General features: G+C 39.0%; 17 protein-coding genes and 1 pseudogene. 5 read left to right on the top strand and 13 right to left on the bottom strand.

Annotated elements, in window-relative coordinates; all coding sequences use genetic code 11:
* The 5 genes and pseudogenes from H1P_RS18195 to H1P_RS18175 form a co-directional block, all read right to left on the bottom strand.
* A pseudogene (locus H1P_RS18195) lies at positions 1–340 on the bottom strand (hypothetical protein); the annotation flags it as partial.
* A gap of 131 nt (positions 341–471) precedes the next feature.
* Positions 472–690 (bottom strand): hypothetical protein, encoded by a 219-nt coding sequence (locus H1P_RS18190; RefSeq protein ID WP_144869958.1) that lies wholly within the window; start codon positions 688–690, stop codon positions 472–474.
* 40 nt (positions 691–730) lie between these two features.
* Positions 731–3,400 (bottom strand): VapE domain-containing protein, encoded by a 2,670-nt coding sequence (locus tag H1P_RS18185; protein WP_144869956.1) that lies wholly within the window; start codon positions 3,398–3,400, stop codon positions 731–733.
* 163 nt (positions 3,401–3,563) lie between these two features.
* Positions 3,564–3,821, bottom strand: coding sequence for a helix-turn-helix domain-containing protein (locus H1P_RS18180; protein WP_144869954.1), 258 nt, complete (start codon positions 3,819–3,821; stop codon positions 3,564–3,566).
* A 727-nt stretch (positions 3,822–4,548) separates the two neighbouring features.
* On the bottom strand, positions 4,549–5,355 hold the full coding sequence (locus tag H1P_RS18175) for a hypothetical protein (RefSeq protein WP_144869952.1): 807 nt from the start codon (positions 5,353–5,355) through the stop codon (positions 4,549–4,551).
* A gap of 124 nt (positions 5,356–5,479) precedes the next feature.
* On the opposite strand from H1P_RS18175, the gene H1P_RS18170 reads away from it, so the two are divergent.
* Positions 5,480–6,502: a tyrosine-type recombinase/integrase gene (locus tag H1P_RS18170; RefSeq protein WP_144869950.1), complete on the top strand. Its 1,023-nt coding sequence runs from the start codon at positions 5,480–5,482 to the stop codon at positions 6,500–6,502.
* Between the two features lie 41 nt (positions 6,503–6,543).
* On the opposite strand, the gene mazF is transcribed toward H1P_RS18170, so the two are convergent.
* The 3 genes from mazF to H1P_RS18155 all read right to left on the bottom strand — a co-directional run bounded on the left by mazF (position 6,544) and on the right by H1P_RS18155 (position 8,983).
* Positions 6,544–6,888, bottom strand: a complete 345-nt coding sequence (mazF, locus tag H1P_RS18165; RefSeq protein ID WP_144869948.1) for an endoribonuclease MazF — start codon at positions 6,886–6,888, stop codon at positions 6,544–6,546.
* Positions 6,882–7,124 (bottom strand): AbrB/MazE/SpoVT family DNA-binding domain-containing protein, encoded by a 243-nt coding sequence (locus H1P_RS18160; protein ID WP_144869946.1) that lies wholly within the window; start codon positions 7,122–7,124, stop codon positions 6,882–6,884. Before H1P_RS18160 ends, mazF begins: the two co-directional genes overlap by 7 nt.
* Positions 7,125–7,594: 470 nt before the next feature.
* Complete coding sequence (locus H1P_RS18155) at positions 7,595–8,983, bottom strand: IS200/IS605 family accessory protein TnpB-related protein (protein ID WP_246141790.1); 1,389 nt, start codon at positions 8,981–8,983, stop codon at positions 7,595–7,597.
* Here H1P_RS18155 and tnpA point away from each other — a divergent pair.
* The 4 genes from tnpA to H1P_RS38330 all read left to right on the top strand — a co-directional run bounded on the left by tnpA (position 8,982) and on the right by H1P_RS38330 (position 12,219).
* Positions 8,982–9,398, top strand: coding sequence for an IS200/IS605 family transposase (tnpA, locus tag H1P_RS18150; RefSeq protein WP_144869944.1), 417 nt, complete (start codon positions 8,982–8,984; stop codon positions 9,396–9,398). The genes H1P_RS18155 and tnpA overlap by 2 nt on opposite strands.
* A 79-nt stretch (positions 9,399–9,477) precedes the next feature.
* The gene (locus H1P_RS18145; protein WP_144869942.1) at positions 9,478–10,062 is read left to right on the top strand and encodes a DUF928 domain-containing protein; all 585 of its coding nucleotides are present in this window, start codon (positions 9,478–9,480) and stop codon (positions 10,060–10,062) included.
* Positions 10,063–10,142: 80 nt separating this feature from the next.
* Entirely contained in the window at positions 10,143–12,017 is a 1,875-nt protein-coding gene (locus tag H1P_RS18140; protein ID WP_186376025.1) for an ABC transporter permease, read from the top strand.
* Between the two features lie 22 nt (positions 12,018–12,039).
* Complete coding sequence (locus H1P_RS38330; RefSeq protein WP_246141788.1) at positions 12,040–12,219, top strand: ATP-binding protein; 180 nt, start codon at positions 12,040–12,042, stop codon at positions 12,217–12,219.
* A gap of 206 nt (positions 12,220–12,425) precedes the next feature.
* Here the strand turns inward: H1P_RS38330 and H1P_RS18130 are convergent, their stop codons facing one another.
* The 5 genes from H1P_RS18130 to H1P_RS18110 form a co-directional block, all read right to left on the bottom strand.
* Entirely contained in the window at positions 12,426–12,683 is a 258-nt protein-coding gene (locus tag H1P_RS18130) for a hypothetical protein (RefSeq protein ID WP_144869936.1), read from the bottom strand.
* A gap of 86 nt (positions 12,684–12,769) precedes the next feature.
* Positions 12,770–13,156, bottom strand: coding sequence for a hypothetical protein (locus tag H1P_RS18125; protein ID WP_144869934.1), 387 nt, complete (start codon positions 13,154–13,156; stop codon positions 12,770–12,772).
* A 168-nt stretch (positions 13,157–13,324) separates the two neighbouring features.
* On the bottom strand, positions 13,325–14,002 hold the full coding sequence (locus H1P_RS18120; protein ID WP_144869932.1) for a hypothetical protein: 678 nt from the start codon (positions 14,000–14,002) through the stop codon (positions 13,325–13,327).
* A 6-nt stretch (positions 14,003–14,008) separates the two neighbouring features.
* Positions 14,009–14,704: a hypothetical protein gene (locus tag H1P_RS18115; protein WP_144869930.1), complete on the bottom strand. Its 696-nt coding sequence runs from the start codon at positions 14,702–14,704 to the stop codon at positions 14,009–14,011.
* The coding region (locus tag H1P_RS18110) for a CHAT domain-containing protein (RefSeq protein ID WP_186376024.1) at positions 14,701–16,992 on the bottom strand (2,292 nt) is incomplete at its 5' end. The genes H1P_RS18115 and H1P_RS18110, both read right to left, overlap by 4 nt.

Here is a 16,992-nt window from a genome sequence, read left to right as displayed (position 1 = left end):
CACCATCAGACAAGGATACGGGTGATAAGTGCTCAGGGTTCTTGGAGATTTTCTCCAGACTCCAAGAACTTATTTCTTCTTGATGTGAACTAGAATATTCACTCTCGACAACTAACTTCACCTCGACGAGTTGGTTGGTCACCGACCAAAAGGCAGCTTGAAGATGAGGAATTCTGATCCGATTGATTTTAATTAAGGCTCGACTGCTCAAACCCACAGTTACTATCTTGCCATCAAAATCTAACAAATGCCCATGCTGCTTAAATAAAGCTCTCGTTACTGGCAATGAAATATGATTTAAGATTTCTAACCATAGAAGCTGGAGATTTTGATTCGTCATATCATAGGTCTCCTCCGTTGGCATTGTTCCACTTTCTGAAAAAAGCTATTTTTCGCATTTCTACCAGACTTGCAACCTCAAAAAGGTCGTTGAAGTTAAAGAAGAAATCGCTGTCTCTGTTTCGAGATACTTCATGACTTTTTCCCCCGACGACATGATGAAGATGAACCCAAACATTCATTGCCGTAACTCGGACAACATACCGCATAACTCTTTCTTTCTACTACACGGTCGCATCCCATGCAGACAAACTTATACATCCTTTCATACATCTTTCGTTGATGTTCTTTCACCGTGTAGGAACGGTAGTTTTCTGTTTTGCTGGTTGCAATTGATTGTTGTCGATCCACGAGCGGAAATTATGCCTCATCTTAATAACTCTTTTAATTATTATGATTGAACTTTTAAATAATCCCAAAATTCCAGTAATTGCTCATCCGTTAAATGTCTTCTACTTTTTTTATTATAGCGATTCATCAAGTATTCTTTTCCATCTTTCACACTCCAGCCTAATCTCTTCAATTCACTATCAATAGCATCTATTATTTCTGAGAATGTGTATTCAATTACCGACGATCGCTCTGGCACCTTTAACAAATTTCCTTGGGTTGAGTTTTCAATTAGAGTCAGCTGCTGCTTTTCCGCCGAGCTTAAATAATTCTCTCTCAGCCACTCAATTTCTGGTTGACTCGCCCCAGTTGTCGCCAGTAATTTAATTAAGTCATTACTTGTACTGCAATTCAAGACACGCTCTTTAACCCTGTTAGATCGGTTTTTCAAAGTGTAAACATCGCGAGAATTGTAAGGATAACTCTGCCAGTTTATTTGAATTTCAACAGGTGTAGTCGAGGGTTTTGTCACAAGTGTAGCAGCCCGTACCTCTTTGACAGCAGGAGTTGGTAATACCTCTACACCTTGAAAAACAGTGGTGCATATATCATTTTTAGTTTCCATTGATGCTGAATCAGGTTTTTGGCTCTTTAAGGTTGAATCTTTTGGTATTGAAGGTGTATTAGGTATAGACAAGCCTTGCTCTGTCTGCTTTTCAGACCGTAACACCTTCTCTATACCCTCTTTATCTAACAAAGGTGTAGTCGGCTTCCAAACCACCTGCCTTTTACCTTGATGCTGTTTCTGTCCTGCTTTTTTCCATTCCAGATTGGTTAAGATATTAGCTACCCTCATCTGAGATCGCCTATCTACTTTTCCTGCTTCAATTTCAAATACCCTGGTTAGTATTTCCATTATCGAAACTTGCTCTCTTCCCTCTAGATAATTCGCGATCGCTCCCTGCCACTCATCAATTATTTGAAACTGCTGGTTGTTCTGCTGAGATAGTTTCTCTTCAGAATCAGTCAACCACCATTGTTCACCATTACGGTATGCGGATACTGCTGCTGACCAAATCGAGTCTCTTTCCTCTTTCAGAAGCTTGATATTGATTTTCTCTTTAGCTACGGGAATTATCCAATACCTCCTATTCCCTGTCGAGTCTACCAAGAAATCACTGCCATTAGCTGTACCCACAATAATTGACTGTCTGGGGAACTCAATTGCACTCCTGCCATAAGGAGGACGAAAGATATCTTTTCTTCGAGTGATAAATGCTTTTAGTTCTTCCGATTGGCGTTTACTGAACGTTCGTTCTATTTCCCCCCATTCGTGAATCCACGAACGGTGCAAGATTACCAGATCGTCCTTTTGAGAACCATTGCCCATCGAATCATCGAACCAGTCTCCTCCCAGCACACTAAAAAAGCTCGATTTCCCTGCTCCTTGTAATCCCTGAAGCACTAATGTCGTATCATGTTTGCAGCCTGGGGAGTATGCTCTGGCTACTGCTGCAATTAAAGTTCTTTTGAGAAATACATCATAGATGGGGTTACTCGTTCCAAAATAGCGGGTAGCTAGGTTCTCTAAGCTAACTGGGGACTGATGGGCTGCCACGGTATCTAAATAAGTAACGACAGGACTATAACTATTCTCCATCGCTATCTTGCCAAAGATATCACTTGCTTTGGTTTTGGTACAATCAATGCCGTCTAAATCTGCCAGTAATAGATATGCTTCTTCCAGTAAAATTTCCTTACCGTCTAGTTCTACTTTCTGTTGCAGTTTATTTAACTTTAAGCGATCTCGATATTTACTCCTGATATAGTTCATCAGTTGTCTCGAATCTAATCTGGTTAACCCTGGCTGTTGTTGTTTGAACTGTTTTTCTGTTCTCTTGAGCCATTCCTTGAATTGTGTGAGATTGTCCATAACTGCTTCAAATGCTGATATTCCTTTGTTGACAATTAAATCGTCTACTCCTTTAGTAGCTTCAGAGTATTCCCAAGTTGCTACACCTACGATGCACCCTTCTTTGGCTGCCAAATATCCCGTATGTTTTAATGCCTCTTGTACTTGATGCTTGACCGTGATGTCAGAATCGAATACTAGATGTATCGGTCTGCCGTTAGTGAGAAATGGTGCTAGTGTCGGAATTGCTTTCAGTTTTTTCTTTTGTTTCCCGTTCCACACTCCCGTGACACAGAGGGGAATGTAACCATGAGATAACAAGCATCCTGCTTTTTTCGCTCCTTCTGTAACTTCTAACGGTAGTTGGGGATTGTCTGCCACCCATAACCAAAACCCTTTATCCAATCTATCTTCTTTGATATCTTCTGGTGTGATGGGTACTTGGTATTTATCAGCGATCGCCTCCCAGGTATCCATGTCTGGAAGTAGCAAAATTACTTCTACATCATCTCCCTTGGGAAATGAAATGTATTTGAAGGCTTTCTCTTGATTAGGGAAATGTAGTGGTATCTTTGGTTTGAACTGTCCAAAATTGCGATACTGCCCTGTCATGAGATCAATACTTCTCACATACCATCCTCCCGAACCAGAATAGTGCTGCCAATTCAGTAATGAAGCTATTTGAGATTGGCTCTCACAAGTTTTGACGTTCCGAGAGGCGATCGCACCCTTGACTCCACTTCCAGTTACCCACTCCTTTAAAGCTGAATCGAGGATATCTCTCGACTGATGATGTTGTAACTCCGTTATTATAGTCATAGCCGATACCTTTGCTTAATGTACGGTTTTGGTCAAAAGCGATCGCTGTTCTTTTCCAGGGAAGGCGGTCGCTATTATTTTTAATATTTAAGTGATAACAAGACATTTTGCGTTCGATTTTCAAATTGAATTCAATTTGAAAATTTTCTACGACATTCTTTGTCTAATCAGGAATATATTCAATAAGGTCTTCAGGCGTACAGTCTTTAGAGCTAAGTTTAGTTATGGCTAGACAAATATTTCCTAGTGCTTCTCCACCAATTTCTGGTAACTGTTCATTGTTTTTAAGCTTAGAAATGCTGACTGGATTCATCCCTAATTCTTCAGCTAGTGCTTTATTTGTAATTTTTCTGTCTGCCATAACTGCTCTGAGTTTCCAAAAAACTTTTGCCACACGCCATCTACATAAAACTGCACTCATAAGTATCTCCTAAAGCGAGCAACCTATAAAATATAGCTTATTAGGCTAAATATTACTACTCATAAGCTATTTCTATTTCCAGCATTAAGAAACATCGAGGATTTTTATAGCTCAATAGTTTACAAAAATAGCTTTCAAGGCTATATTCAAAATATGGAAAGAATAAAAAATAATCTTAAATCTAATTAAAAATTCATATTCTTTATTCTTTCCTTGAAAAGCTTGTTTCGTTCCAAATCACAAAGGAGAGCCAGTACCGACCAAAGTTCTGCTCTCCTTAAACCCTAAAATACAAAGGCTATTAACTATCATGACATATATTGCAGACAAACCATTAGCTCTCGAAAAATCGTCTTCTTCTACTTGCTCTACTTGTCCCAGATAAAATAATTAACATCAAATCTAAATTTTCTTCGATCAACTTAATTTAAGGGCATTACTTCCAAGTAATTCGAGCCAGACAAGATGCTCTTAATTGATAAATAAAAAATCAATCTTCCTAGAATAGAAGCTAGGGATAGCTTTGTCTTTTTTTTAGTGGTGTGGTGGAGTGTGCGAATAAGCTTTCTTAATAACTGCTTTGGGCAGTAAATAAACCCCTATCTGTTTAAAAAACAATACTAATCGTGCAAATTACTCCACCTCTGATGATTATTTTTAGCAGTACTCTTTATCTTTTTTTAGTTCACATTCTCTTAAGGATCTGCCAAATCAAAATCCCGAAAAGTTAACCTGATTTATCAAGGTACTCTTGCTCTAAGACCCTTAAGAGTTTCTCCTCCACAGGAGAAAGATAAAAACGATCTAACTTTGCCAAACCATTGAGAACCCAATAAGCAGCATCATCGAGAGAACCCGTTTCGTAGAGACTCGTCATCCTCACTCCAATATCAAAAATTTGTTGATGCTGTTCTTCATCCAATCCCCAGGACTCTAAATTTTCAATGGGGACAACTAGCTCCGTTTCCCAAGTATCCACCAGACATTCCCAATCTTGAAGTTCAGAGATCATGCACCAACAGCCATTGTACTTTTTCAAAGAAGAAACATCTCTTGCCACAATACGACAGACTTCTCCTACCTCAAAGGGGTTATGAGGGGTTTGATTCTCTCGTAAATATAATCTGACTGCTTCTGCCACCACCGAAGAAGTTGGTACTCGGTTGACCGCCATACTTACTGCATTGTTCCACACGAGTACCTGTTCTACCGAACGCAATTCGGCTTTAACGATGGGGCGTAATTGACCCTGTTTGGTGGGCAAAAAGGCAGATGGGAGATTATTTGTCGGCAAATTGTCCAGTAGATTCTGATAAACTCTGGCAGCACCTATTTTGAGATATGCATAATCGCGGGTAAAGTTAAAAGTATCGAGACAATAGGATTCAAAATTATCGTGAGTACTGCGATATAACTTTTGGGTTTGAATCTGCTCTAAGGCTTGTCCTGCAAGGTAAAAAGCCGAGCGAACAGTCTGCTCCAGTCGCGATCGCAATTGTTGTTCCTCTCTCGATAATTCTCTAGAGCCACCCATAATCTTAAACTGAGATTAATTTAAAATCCTACCAGAATTAACTGCGAGAAAGAGGTGTTCTTCGTAGTAAAATTAATCTCAATCAACAGACAGTTTTTTGGTCAACACGGGAGGGATTTTATTGATGCCTATCTATCAGCAAGGGCAACCACGCTTATCATCTCCTGCCCGACGGCAAAAAGCAGCCAATCTGGTTTTGTTACCCACGACCGAGGCAATGTTACAGTGTTTTGCACAGTATTTGAACTTGAATGTGGCAGATGGAGACGCTGCACCAGATACCATCACCACCTACAATCGTCGAGTACATCAATACTTGGCTTGGTGTCAGCAGAATCAGATTACCCCAGCCCACGCAGATAAAGAAGCAATCCTCTTATTTCGCTCTTATTTAATCAAGCAAAGAAAACAAAAGCCCAATACCATTGCTCTAACTCTGGTAGTGATTCGTCGCTTTTATGCTGCTTGTTTGGGCAAGAATTTAGTCAAAGAAAATCCCGTAATCGGGGTCAAGCCTCCTCGCAGTAAAGTCAAACAGGGAGAGCGCATTACTTATTTGACTCTCTCCCAACTCGAACTCGTACTGTTGACTATTGGTAATGATGGTAGTTTAAAGATTTTACGCGATCGCGCCTTATTTTCGCTGATGGCACTGGAAGGACTGCGCTCGGTAGAGTTATGGAGAGCTAATTTGGGAGATTTTCACAGTAGAGAGGGACAATCTTTTCTGAAAGTGGAAGGGAAAAGCCAAATTAGAACTGTCCCAGTCAGAGCAGATATTGTCAGGTTATTAGAGCAGTACAAAAATGCCAGAAAGCAAGCAGGAGAGGAATTAAACCGCCAGAGTCCTTTAATGATTTCACTGTCCAATCAGACCAAAAGAGAAAGACTCTCCAGAAGAGGAATCGAATATATTGTGGATGGTTATTTGGAAAAAACCGACCTCAAAAGAATCGACAATCAGCAGTCTCGTTCCACTCACAGTTTGAGACATACTGCGGGAACATTGGGCTTAGCTGGAGGAAGCTCGCTGAGACAAGTACAAGAATTACTCGGACACAGCGACCCCAAAACCACCGCGATCTATGCCCACATCACCGAACGTTATGAAAATAATCCTGCCAAAGGGATTGATGTCAAGATTTGAGGGGGAAAATGCCGACAAATTGTCGGCAAGATAGTCGCTCGCTATCCGCCCGAAACCAAAGGAGATAATCGCGCCAGTACTTCTTCGATAACTTCTGATGGTACTTTTTCCAGAAATTTTGCACCTCTAGCTTGCCAGTCTAAGACCCTTACCTGGTCGGCTAAAATAACTCCATAAGTATTCAATCCCTGGGGTAGCACCACTTCAAAACGCCAACCTTTAATCTGACTGGTAATGGGACAGGCTAGGATAAAATGAGAAATACGGTTGTATGCCAGAGGAGAAATCACCAATGCTGGTCTTACTCCTGCCTGTTCTCTACCTCGTTGGGGGCTAAATGAAAGCTTGATAATATCTCCTCTATCTGGAATGTAAGAATTTACCACTGCTCTCTTCCCATTGATTCACCCCAGTCTATTTCTGAGTGTAGATTTTCTTCTCCCATTCCTTCAAGTAACTCTTCTAAAGTATATTTCTTGCGCTTGAGAGGAGTAATAATTAGCCGCTCTTCTGCGGTTGATATTTCTATTTCATCTCCTTCTTGTAAGCGCACCTGTTCGGCTAAATTTTTAGGTATGCGGATACCCAAGCTATTACCCCATTTGGCTATTTTGACAGACATTTGGACTTTGTATATACTATGTTTACTCTAAGTATATACAAAATTAGTAGTTATTGGTATAAATTAGTATTTAAGAGCGATCGCGACATAAGCTGAAAAACTAGCTCTGATTTTTAGTAGCGCACACTAACATTAACAATGCCGTGATGTAGTACGCTCACAGATATCTCTAAATATATTCCCGTATTTTGAGCATTCTATTCCCTTGAATTCGTTCAAAAAATTCAACTACAATTGTATTTCGGAAGAGTGAGAAACAATCAGAGTCATCCCAATAGCGATCGCGATCTCTTATGTAACACATTAGAATAGCAAAATATTACCAGTCTCCAATCAAATTTAGTCCCGCCCAAATATTAGGAGGAGTATTTTGTGAGATTTGCTCGATTTGAATTTGCTGGAGTGCAACTGCCTTATCTAATTTTTGTTCTTCAAGCTTTTGATAAAAGCCATGAAGTCTCCACTCCCTGCTAACGCGAGGAAGTGGTATCTTGCTCTACAATACTAGAAGGTAGCAACCTCCATAGCATCGAAAGCGTTACCCGACTTCTGGGTGACAAGCAGGAATTTTGACCTTTCTTGTCCTGTGAGCCATTTCTGCTCATCAGTTGATAGATAAATCTTGCGCCAATATTATAGCTAGCTGAAAGGTCACAGTTATACTGTTTTCCGCTAGCGAATACGGCTATTTCGTAATTTTCTTGATTTCGCCTCAGTTTGCCACTGCCATCATAAGCGTGGCTGCTCGTACCGCGTGGGTTAACAAAAACTACTTTTCCGCCTAATTCTGACCACTTCATTTCAGTCAGATTGACTATTCGACGGTGCAACCAGCCATGAAAGCGTTGTTTTAGGGTAGAGCGTTTTTTTCCCCCTTTGGGTCGCCAGCCTTTAAGATACTCGAATACGATGTATTTAACTCCGTATTGTCGAGCAATTTTAACTAAGCGAGATGATACTTTTTGTCCGATTTCTCGGTTAATATTGTTAGCTTTACGATACAAGCTACGACAGAAACCTTTATGCAGTTTGCCTGTAAGAGAGGCTTTTTTGCTGATGCGCTTCAGTCTTTTATCTCGACGGTCTATGTCTCTACCATGATGAATGAATTCACGATGGCTTACAGTACCGTCATAGTTAACTACTGAAACTGTAGCAGTGGTATTAATACCCAAGTCTACAGCTAAAACAGATTGGGCTTCAGGCAATTTTGTTCGTTTACATTGAAAAGGTACAGATAGGTGGCAACCTTTTTGGTTGATGACTAGGTATGGTGACTTACGCTTATTAGCCAAATCTAGATGTCTTTGTCTATGACCTGTCAAACCAACAGTAATCCATACCCAATCAGTACCAGTAAATACTTTAATTGCTGTACTTTTTAAGTCTTCTGCAAACTTAATACATTGACCTTTATACAGAGGTGGATAAGCCCCGCAATCAGCATTTAGCCTTGGTGGTAGTGCATCAAATCTATTTCTCATTCCCGATTGCCACATTCTGTATCTAGTCACAAAACTAGACACTTGACCTATGGCAAATTGAATCGCTCCACGTCGATAATAGCTAGGGAATTTGTGAAAACGAGAATTAAAGTATTGATATTTTGGGTTAGGGTTTTTAGCCGTTTGATGTATCAGTTTTTCTACGGCAGGTATTTGTGATTTAGCGTCTAGCAAACCAACACTTGACCAATGAGTGTAGATTACCCCTACCAAACCACGCACCTTACATCGAAACTCACAAACGGTTTTTTCTAGCAACTTTCTTTGGTGAGAGGTTGCTACGATAGACCATTTTTCGCTACGGATGTTTGGCTGTACCATAGGAGAAATTATACCATAGTATTTATGATTCATGGCAAAGCTAAAGCCTCATATACATAGCTTTGGATTTAACTTAGTTCACATAGTCTTTGTAACGTCAGGTCGTCATCCTGTAATTAATGAAGCCATTGAAAAGCGTCTTAAAGAGTTGATTGAAAAATTATGTACAACTCAAGATTGTGAATTGATTGAGTGTCAAGCCGATCTGGGGACTAAAGACCACATCCATTTGCTCATAGATGTTGCTCCTAAAATTTCTCTTTCTAAACTTTGTAATATCCTTAAAACTATTACCAGTCGCGAAATTAGAAAAGAATTTGCCGATTTTTTAAAGCCCTATTATTGGAAACCTCTATTCTGGAAGCGTGGTTTTGGTTATACATCTGCTGGTGGTGCGCCTTTAACTGTACTTAAGCAATATATTGAAAATCAAGGCTACAAAAGTTAAATAATTGACTTCGCTTGCGCCCTAACTACCACCTGCTGTCGCGAGGTGGCAGAATGCGGGCTGATTGTCCGTTCAACAAATGCAGACTCTAGCAAATACAGATACATGGTTAGAAGGTTATAACGTGTCTTCCACTCCAAAAAGAACTTACCAGAGAAGAAACACCTCAGCAGGAGGCTCGCGTTCTTATTGTCAAAATCCCTTAAGAGGAAAATCTTTAACTTTGCTAGTCCCAGAAGAAAAAGTAGTTCACCAAACAGTTAGTAAAAATCCTGCTTTCTTCTTTCATTCTCAAAGTACTACAACTATACCTTTAATTTTTACTCTAGTCGATCCAGAAGAAATCGAGCCTTTAGTTGAAAAATCTCTCTCAATATCACAACCAGGTTATCATAAAGTAGTCATTCCCCAGGAGGTCAAGTTAAAACCAGGTAAGATTTATTCGTGGCACATAGCAATTCCCTGTGCTGAAGCTCCAGAAAATTTTCGAGAAGTTTTAACAGCATCGGTAGAGTTAGGATTCGTATCCCCAGAAATCGCCCAGAGGATCGAAAAGACTAATTCTCCATCTCTAAAATCCCTTCTTTATGCCAGAGAAGGGATTTGGTATGATGCCATTAATTTTTGGAAGAAGGCTGAAGGGTCTATTGCAAGAAGCTGGTAATTTTAGTTTGATAATTACAAAATTAATACAAAGTGTATTCTCGATTAAAATACTTCAAAAACTCTAACAAAAAAGTTTTCTTGGCTTCGATTAATATCGTTTTTCTGATTACAGCCCTGCGTTTTCTGGGATTATTGCAGCCTTTAGAGTGGATGGCTTACGACTTACTTTTCCTGTTGCGTCCTTCAGAACCAAAGGAAGGACGGATTGTTATAGTTGCTTGGGATGAAGCTGATATTGAAAAGTTTCAAGAAGGGAGCATCTCGGATAGTAAGCTAGCACATATTTTAGAGAAAATTAAGGCACAAAAACCTCGAATTATTGGCTTGGATCTTTTTAGAAACGTACCCGTTCTTTCAAAATCTCTATCAAAGGAGCAGAATGAGCGAGCTTACCAAAAATTACAGGAAATTTTTCGCTCTACTCCCAATTTAGTAGGGATAGCAAAAGTAACTCCACCCCAAATACAAGCTCCTCAAACTCTAAAAGAAGAAACACGAATTACATCTGCTGACCTACTTAAAGATGGAGATGAAACGATTAGACGTGCTTATATCCACCCTCTCGAAGATGGAAAAGGAGAGCCAGCAGGAATTATTTCCATCGGAGTAATTTCGGCAATTAAATATTTATCCTTTGAAGGATTTGAAGTAGGTGAAGAAAGAAACCAAGCTCTCACCCTCACCAGACAGCAGTCACCAGAAAAAAACGAAGGTTCGGGTAATTTTGAATCTCAGTCAAACTCGCACATTCGCGGTGTCGCGAGGTTTCCTCGCTCCAGTCGCTCTTCAAAAATAACTTTAAGACCTCTAAAAAGATTTGATGGCAGCTATGTCAAGAAAGAGGAAGGAACAAAAATATTAATTAATTGGCGTAAAGGAAATTCTCCTTTTTTCCAAGTTACTGTATCCGAAGTTTTGGCAGGTTCAATTCCCGCAAACACTTTTAAAGACAAGATCGTTCTTATTGGCAATACTTCTACTTCGAGTTCGGACAAACACCATCTTCCTATCAATCGCTGGACATTACCTTCCACAACCAATGGAGTCGAGACTCACGCACAGATTGCTAGTTCTATCGTTAGTGCAGCCCTCGACGACAGACCCGCGATCGAGACGATTCCTGAATGGAGCGAGTTTTTAATTCTTCTTTTAATGGTTACAGCAATTGCTTTAATCGCTATAAAATATCGTGAAAAACATACTCTAAAACTCTTCCTAATTACTACAAGTATTGCCATGAGCCTTTGTTGCTGCTTGGCAATATTTGCCCTTGTTGCGTTTTTCAGCCAAGGCTATTGGATTCCAATTGTTCCTTCTTTACTGGGCGCGACTACAACCCCCATAGCAATCTGTTTTATTGTTTATAATGACAAAATTGAACAAAATAATCAAGACTTAAAACAATTAATCAAAGATTTAAATCATTCCCTTCAGAATTCTCTGCGTCCTATTGTAGAAGGAGGAAACATAGCTCTTGACGTATCCTCAAATTTGAAGAAAGCTGATAATCTGACCGAAACGATCGCGAGGTATGAAGAGGAATTGGGAGAACACCCTTTATCAGCAATACAGGAAAATCTGGAGATTATTCTGCTCTCTGCTGGGGAATTAAATAGGCAAAGAGAAAATTCCCAAGAATATTTTAAGATTGCTTATTTAGGACAAAGTGTTTTTTCTAAAAAACTAACTGCTTTTAACCAATTAGTTAATAAAACAGTTCAAGAAATAACTTATATTAAACAGCATCAGTATAATCTGACAATTCAAATTCAAGAATACTACGATCCTCAAATTAAAGATGTTCCGATCGACTCTCAGAGCTTTCAAAGAGTTCTGGAAAATTTGATAGATAATGCTTACTACGCTATTCACAAAAAAACCCAAACAAGACCCGAACATCAAGGAATTATCAAAATCACAACCCACAAAAAAAAAGAACCAAGTCGAAATTAGCATCTCCGATAATGGAATAGGAATGAAACCCACAATGGTAAAAGAGATCTTCCGTCCTTTCAAAAGTTTCAAACCCAGAAATGAAGGTCAAGGATTGGGATTATCCTTGGCAAAAGAAACCATTGCCCGTCATCAGGGCAGTATTGAAGTAAGGACAGTTGAAGGAAAAGAAAGTACTTTTGTTCTAACTTTTCCGCTATAATTTGACCGCGCCATTTTAGATTGTAGATTGACGGGTTGTAGATTAATAAAGACAGGCTTCTTCTCTTAAAGGCGCGAAGTTAATCTAAAATTTTCCAATCTTGTAATCAATAATCCAAAATCTTCAATCTTCAATCTTCAAGCTCCTTCTCGCGTCTAGAGGAGTAATTCTTTAATCTAAAATCTATCAATCTAAAATTGCATGACTCAGATATTCCTAGTGGTTCTTCGCCTTTGAGTTCTTTCTATTTCTTCTACTGCCCAAAACCTGACGACATAAGATGTTTCTCCTGCTATGGAAAGATGTTGAAGACTCTCAATCAGCGCATCTTCGATTTGCTTGACCCCTTCAAGAATCTGATAATTGCCATTACTTGCAAAAACTCTTAACACTGGTAATCCCGCCGATTCCACTTCTAATCCCGTGACAAAAGCAATTCCGATTACTGGAAGTCGATCGCTCATGATATTTTTCCTACTTTAATACTACAAAGCCAAGAGATTACTCGCTCGAACACTCTGCTCTCTTTAGGTAAGAGACAAGGGAGAAGTTAATTTTCTGCCCAATGATTAATGAGAAGATCGACTATAGGACTAAACCAACGAAGTTGATACTTAGTCGAATTACCGTCTCCAGCCTTATAGGTTGCCATCTCTAGTTGGCTGTAATTACCGTCGATCGCTTTTTTGGTAGGCTGATAATAATCGTGAACTTCTTTTCCCGTTGACTTTTTGATTCTCTTGACAGATACTTGATAGCCCAGTTGAAGAAGTTTTTTATTAACTGCGCGAGCAGAAATCTTGGGGAGTCCCAGCCTGCCCGCGATGATGTGACCGATTTCAGTGGGCGTTAGCGATTTTTCAGGAATCGGATTAGAAAGCGCGATCGCTTTTTTCTGGGGCAATAATAATGGTTCGGCTTCGGGTAGAAACTGCATTACCGAGTCTAGTTTTTATATTGATTCTACAATGTGGAATGCTTTGTAAATAAAGATTTATATTTTAAACTTACACAAAGTAAGCTCCGATATAGTAGATTTTAGACTTTCTTAATAATTAATGCCTTTCCGAACAATATATACATCTAAGCAAATTAAAATTGATTTTTAGCTAGAAAAATATCTATTCAATAATTCTGAGCTACATTGAAATTTCTTCAGCACATCTGATAAATCTTTACGCCTGATATTCATCATTATCAAACTCTTAACTGCTTTGACTTTTTCTTCTTTTGGTCTTTTGTTTTGTACCTGTTTTAACTGGTCTTGCTTTTCTTGTTTTACAGACGAACTGAGCGATACATCACAAAGAAAATAATCTTCTAAATAGTCAAGTCCTCGCTTCAAATCCGCAGTTGATGAATTTAGTTCTCTCTCAACGTCATCCCAAAAAGAAGCAGTACGCCTAGTTTCATTGTTAGCAATCAACTCATAAGCTATACCAATAAAGAAATCATAAACAGGTTTAATGTCTAGTGATAAAGTGCCAACTTCTGTACTAGCATTTAAGAAAGCAACAAATCCAATACCTAAACCGAGTGCTTCAAATATGAGTTTTAGCTCGATGTTGGGTTGAGTTTTGATAGGGCTAACTAACCAAAATAATAAGACAGGAAAAATTAACTGAATAGCAGCCCACAACCAAAATCCTAAGCTCTTTTGAGGTTTAAAAAATGGTAAAAACTGACACTTTTTAGTTAATTCTTGCCAAGCAGCGATTAGGTTGACTATTCCTGGAATTACCGCAATCCCAATATAGGGCAACCAGTCTAATAATGATTTCATCTTTGACTAACTAACTTTAATGACTGGATGTAAATCAAAGTAGCCAAAAGAAGTAAGGGTAAAATAAGTATTAGAGTCATGTATCTGGCTAGGTCGCTTTTTCGGTCGGAGAAATGGAAAAATTGTCCCGAAAATACCTGCCTTAGTAGTATTTATTTTTCCTTCCTGCCAAAGACGCTGAATAATTTGACGAGCTTGGTCTGGCGACATTTCTAGAGCATAAGCCAAATTTTCAATGGTTAATGGTCTGAACTCTAAAGCTTTAAGGACAGAAAATGCTTTTAAGTCTGCTTTTGCCTGAGTAACTGATACTGCTGCTTGTAAAGTTTTAAAGAATGCGTCTTTGCTGTCTTTTACTCTCGTAACTAATTGTTTAGCTGTAGCTTGAAAGTCATCAGCAGTAAGCATGGTAATTGCCATAGGTTCAAGGGCAAGTTTACCCGAAACAGATATCTCCAATTTATCCCGTTGTTGAGTCTGGTATTCCCTTTGGAGATTTAAACGGGCTGTTTTGTATAAATCGTTCAGTTGAGCGTGTTTTGTTACCAATTCGGGAATCTTATCGAAAGCGACAGTAGGCTGCTTATTTAAATCATCACCAATTTGACGAATATCCTGCTGTAAGTCTTCTAGCAGAGTAGTTTCTAGTTGAGCCAGTGCTATTAAAAAGGCTTGGAGTGTGGTTTGCTCGGTTGGGGTCATTGAATATTTCCTCCAGTTAGAGTGAAGGCCGCCCAGTAATAGGGATGAGCATAGGGAGGAGAATTTGAATCTATCTTATCCGAATCTTGTTGGATATCCCAAATTATTGTTTGGAGATATTCACCAATATTAGGATAGGAGTCGCTGATTGTTGTAGCTAGATTGTCAATCCAGGGTACAAGTTGAGCATAAGTACGGGTGCGTAACCATTGCTGTGCCTGTTGCAGAGCCGAAGCAGGAGCAATTCCTTCTAAAAATAGTTGATAAAAGCGAATCATCAACCAGGCACTAGAAATCTCTTCTACTGTCCAAAGTGTATGGAGAACAGAAGCTGCACCCGCTTGTAAGAAGGCACTGACTAAACCCACATATTCAGTATCAATGGTTTGATTACCTGTAATCCCCGTTTCACAAGCAGAAAGGCTAATTAGCTGATAGCTTTTTAGGTTAAGGTTGCTAATTTCTTGGGCAGTGATTTGATGTTCTTTTGTAAGTGAAAGAAAAGAGTTTTCGGGTTGACGTTGGTTGTAAGCACCATGTCCAGTAAAGTGAAAAATATGATGAGGTTGTTGTAATGCTGCTTTAACGGCTGGATTAGTAGCTGTTTCTGTTCCTATGCTAGTAGAGTTAGTAAACATCTGGTTAATGATAGTAGATTCTATTTCTGCGTAGGGTAAATCATTAGCAGGGTTTTCTACACTTAATAAAGATAATGACTGATGATTTGCTTGTTTCCGATGTAAAGTTAGAGCAATTTGAGCAGAAGGAAAGTAGTTAATGGTTAAGCTTTTATCTTCTGTTATCTGAGTAAGAGATGCTTCAAACAAGACATGGAGAGGCAAACGATGCAAATCTTGATGTGGGATGAGAATTAATCGGGTGATGTCTGATAGATAAGATTTAATCTTATCAATGTCAAGAATGGTCTTCAGTTGTTTTAGCCTTGGTATCATCCCTTTGCGCCAGAGATGGTTAGCTCTATCTCTCTCTTGTTGATCTTTGGTTTTACCCCGATAGTCTTGATATTGCTGATTCCATTCGTTTAACCAAACCCTAAATTCCTGTAAAGAAAGCAGAGAGTGAGATAGTTGCTCTTGGTTAGATACAGAGTCATTAATGACAATTGGTTCAGTAGCATTAGCTTTGAGAACAAACGTAGTTAGAACTTGGGGACTAATATGCCAGCAAACTATTGCTGTGCCTGGGATTAAAAGCTGTTGGATTTGTTCACAGCTAGGACTAAGAACGTTTTCTTGCCAGGTAGAGAGGATATTGATTAGACAAATATTTTTACTTAGTTCTGCTTTGGTTAGGGCTTGGGAAAATGCCCCCTTATTAACTAAAATATCGACTTCTAACTGATAGAAACTAATAAACTTGAATCTAAGTTGTTTCTTGAGGATAAAAGACTTTTTGCTATTAAGTAAGCTGAATAAAACCTCTAGTCCTTTAAGCCTTAATTGCTCTGCGGTTTCCGTTTGCCCTAAAACAAGATGGACTTTGATGAGGTCTTGTAAGACTTCTAGATGTTCTTCGGGATAATCATCTTCTGTGAGTGTTAATAATGCTTGGTGGTAACTGTTGAAAGCTTTGTGCCAGTATTGAAAGGCTGTTAGCCGTTCGTTCTGAGGAAAAATTTGGTTGGAGATGCTACTATAACCAATCTGGTTAGAAGAATCGAAAGGGATTTGTCCTTGCCTGTAGTGTGCTTTACCAATACCATGATGCAAAGTTCCCCAACCCAGGGGACGAGTATCTTGGCAAATAGCTTTATCTAATTCAGCTTGATAACTGGCAATTGCTCCTTCATAGCCTCGGAGATTGAGTTGAGAATTAAAACGAGGAGGATGAGACAAGCAGTCTTGCTCTAGCTGTCCCCTTACTTGTTCGGAGAGAGGCTTTTGGATTAAGTTAACTAGTTTTGATGGTAAAGTTAGCTGGATTAATTGGCTGAGTTTATCTGGAGGAGGCTTTTGGATTAAGTTGATTATTTCTGGTGCTTCAGAATTAGTAAATGCTTTCAGATTTAGAGCTTGAGATTTAGTAAGGGATTTTTGGAAATGATTTAAGTTTCGCTCTAGGTCAGTATTTTCTAAGGTAGGAATGAGTTGTTGAGAGACTTGAGCAATTTCTAAATAAAATAGTTCAACAAACTGCTGTTGGTAATAACCATTATAAGTAGATAATCTTCCTACTAAAATACCTCGGTTGTACCAAGCTTGATAATAATCAGGTTGAAGTTTTAAGGCTTGGTCATAGCTAGCTAAGGCTTCTTCATTCCTGCCTAA

Origin of the sequence: Hyella patelloides LEGE 07179 (assembly GCF_900659865.1) — a bacterium.
GTDB lineage: Bacteria > Cyanobacteriota > Cyanobacteriia > Cyanobacteriales > Xenococcaceae > Hyella > Hyella patelloides.
The sequence above is the reverse complement of the archived record's forward strand: the minus strand, read 5'-3'. Positions and strand labels throughout refer to the sequence as shown.

Bases quoted from the DNA above. Each gene is read 5' to 3' on its own strand.
- H1P_RS18185 (WP_144869956.1), bottom strand. From the start codon at position 3,400: ATGACTATAATAACGGAGTTACAACATCATCAGTCGAGAGATATCCTC.
- H1P_RS18180 (WP_144869954.1), bottom strand. From the start codon at position 3,821: ATGAGTGCAGTTTTATGTAGATGGCGTGTGGCAAAAGTTTTTTGGAAA.
- H1P_RS18175 (WP_144869952.1), bottom strand. From the start codon at position 5,355: ATGGGTGGCTCTAGAGAATTATCGAGAGAGGAACAACAATTGCGATCG.
- H1P_RS18170 (WP_144869950.1), top strand. From the start codon at position 5,480: ATGCCTATCTATCAGCAAGGGCAACCACGCTTATCATCTCCTGCCCGA.
- H1P_RS18160 (WP_144869946.1), bottom strand. From the start codon at position 7,124: ATGTCTGTCAAAATAGCCAAATGGGGTAATAGCTTGGGTATCCGCATA.
- tnpA (WP_144869944.1), top strand. From the start codon at position 8,982: ATGGCAAAGCTAAAGCCTCATATACATAGCTTTGGATTTAACTTAGTT.
- H1P_RS18155 (WP_246141790.1), bottom strand. From the start codon at position 8,983: ATGAATCATAAATACTATGGTATAATTTCTCCTATGGTACAGCCAAAC.
- H1P_RS18145 (WP_144869942.1), top strand. From the start codon at position 9,478: ATGCAGACTCTAGCAAATACAGATACATGGTTAGAAGGTTATAACGTG.
- H1P_RS38330 (WP_246141788.1), top strand. From the start codon at position 12,040: ATGAAACCCACAATGGTAAAAGAGATCTTCCGTCCTTTCAAAAGTTTC.
- H1P_RS18130 (WP_144869936.1), bottom strand. From the start codon at position 12,683: ATGAGCGATCGACTTCCAGTAATCGGAATTGCTTTTGTCACGGGATTA.
- H1P_RS18125 (WP_144869934.1), bottom strand. From the start codon at position 13,156: ATGCAGTTTCTACCCGAAGCCGAACCATTATTATTGCCCCAGAAAAAA.
- H1P_RS18120 (WP_144869932.1), bottom strand. From the start codon at position 14,002: ATGAAATCATTATTAGACTGGTTGCCCTATATTGGGATTGCGGTAATT.
- H1P_RS18115 (WP_144869930.1), bottom strand. From the start codon at position 14,704: ATGACCCCAACCGAGCAAACCACACTCCAAGCCTTTTTAATAGCACTG.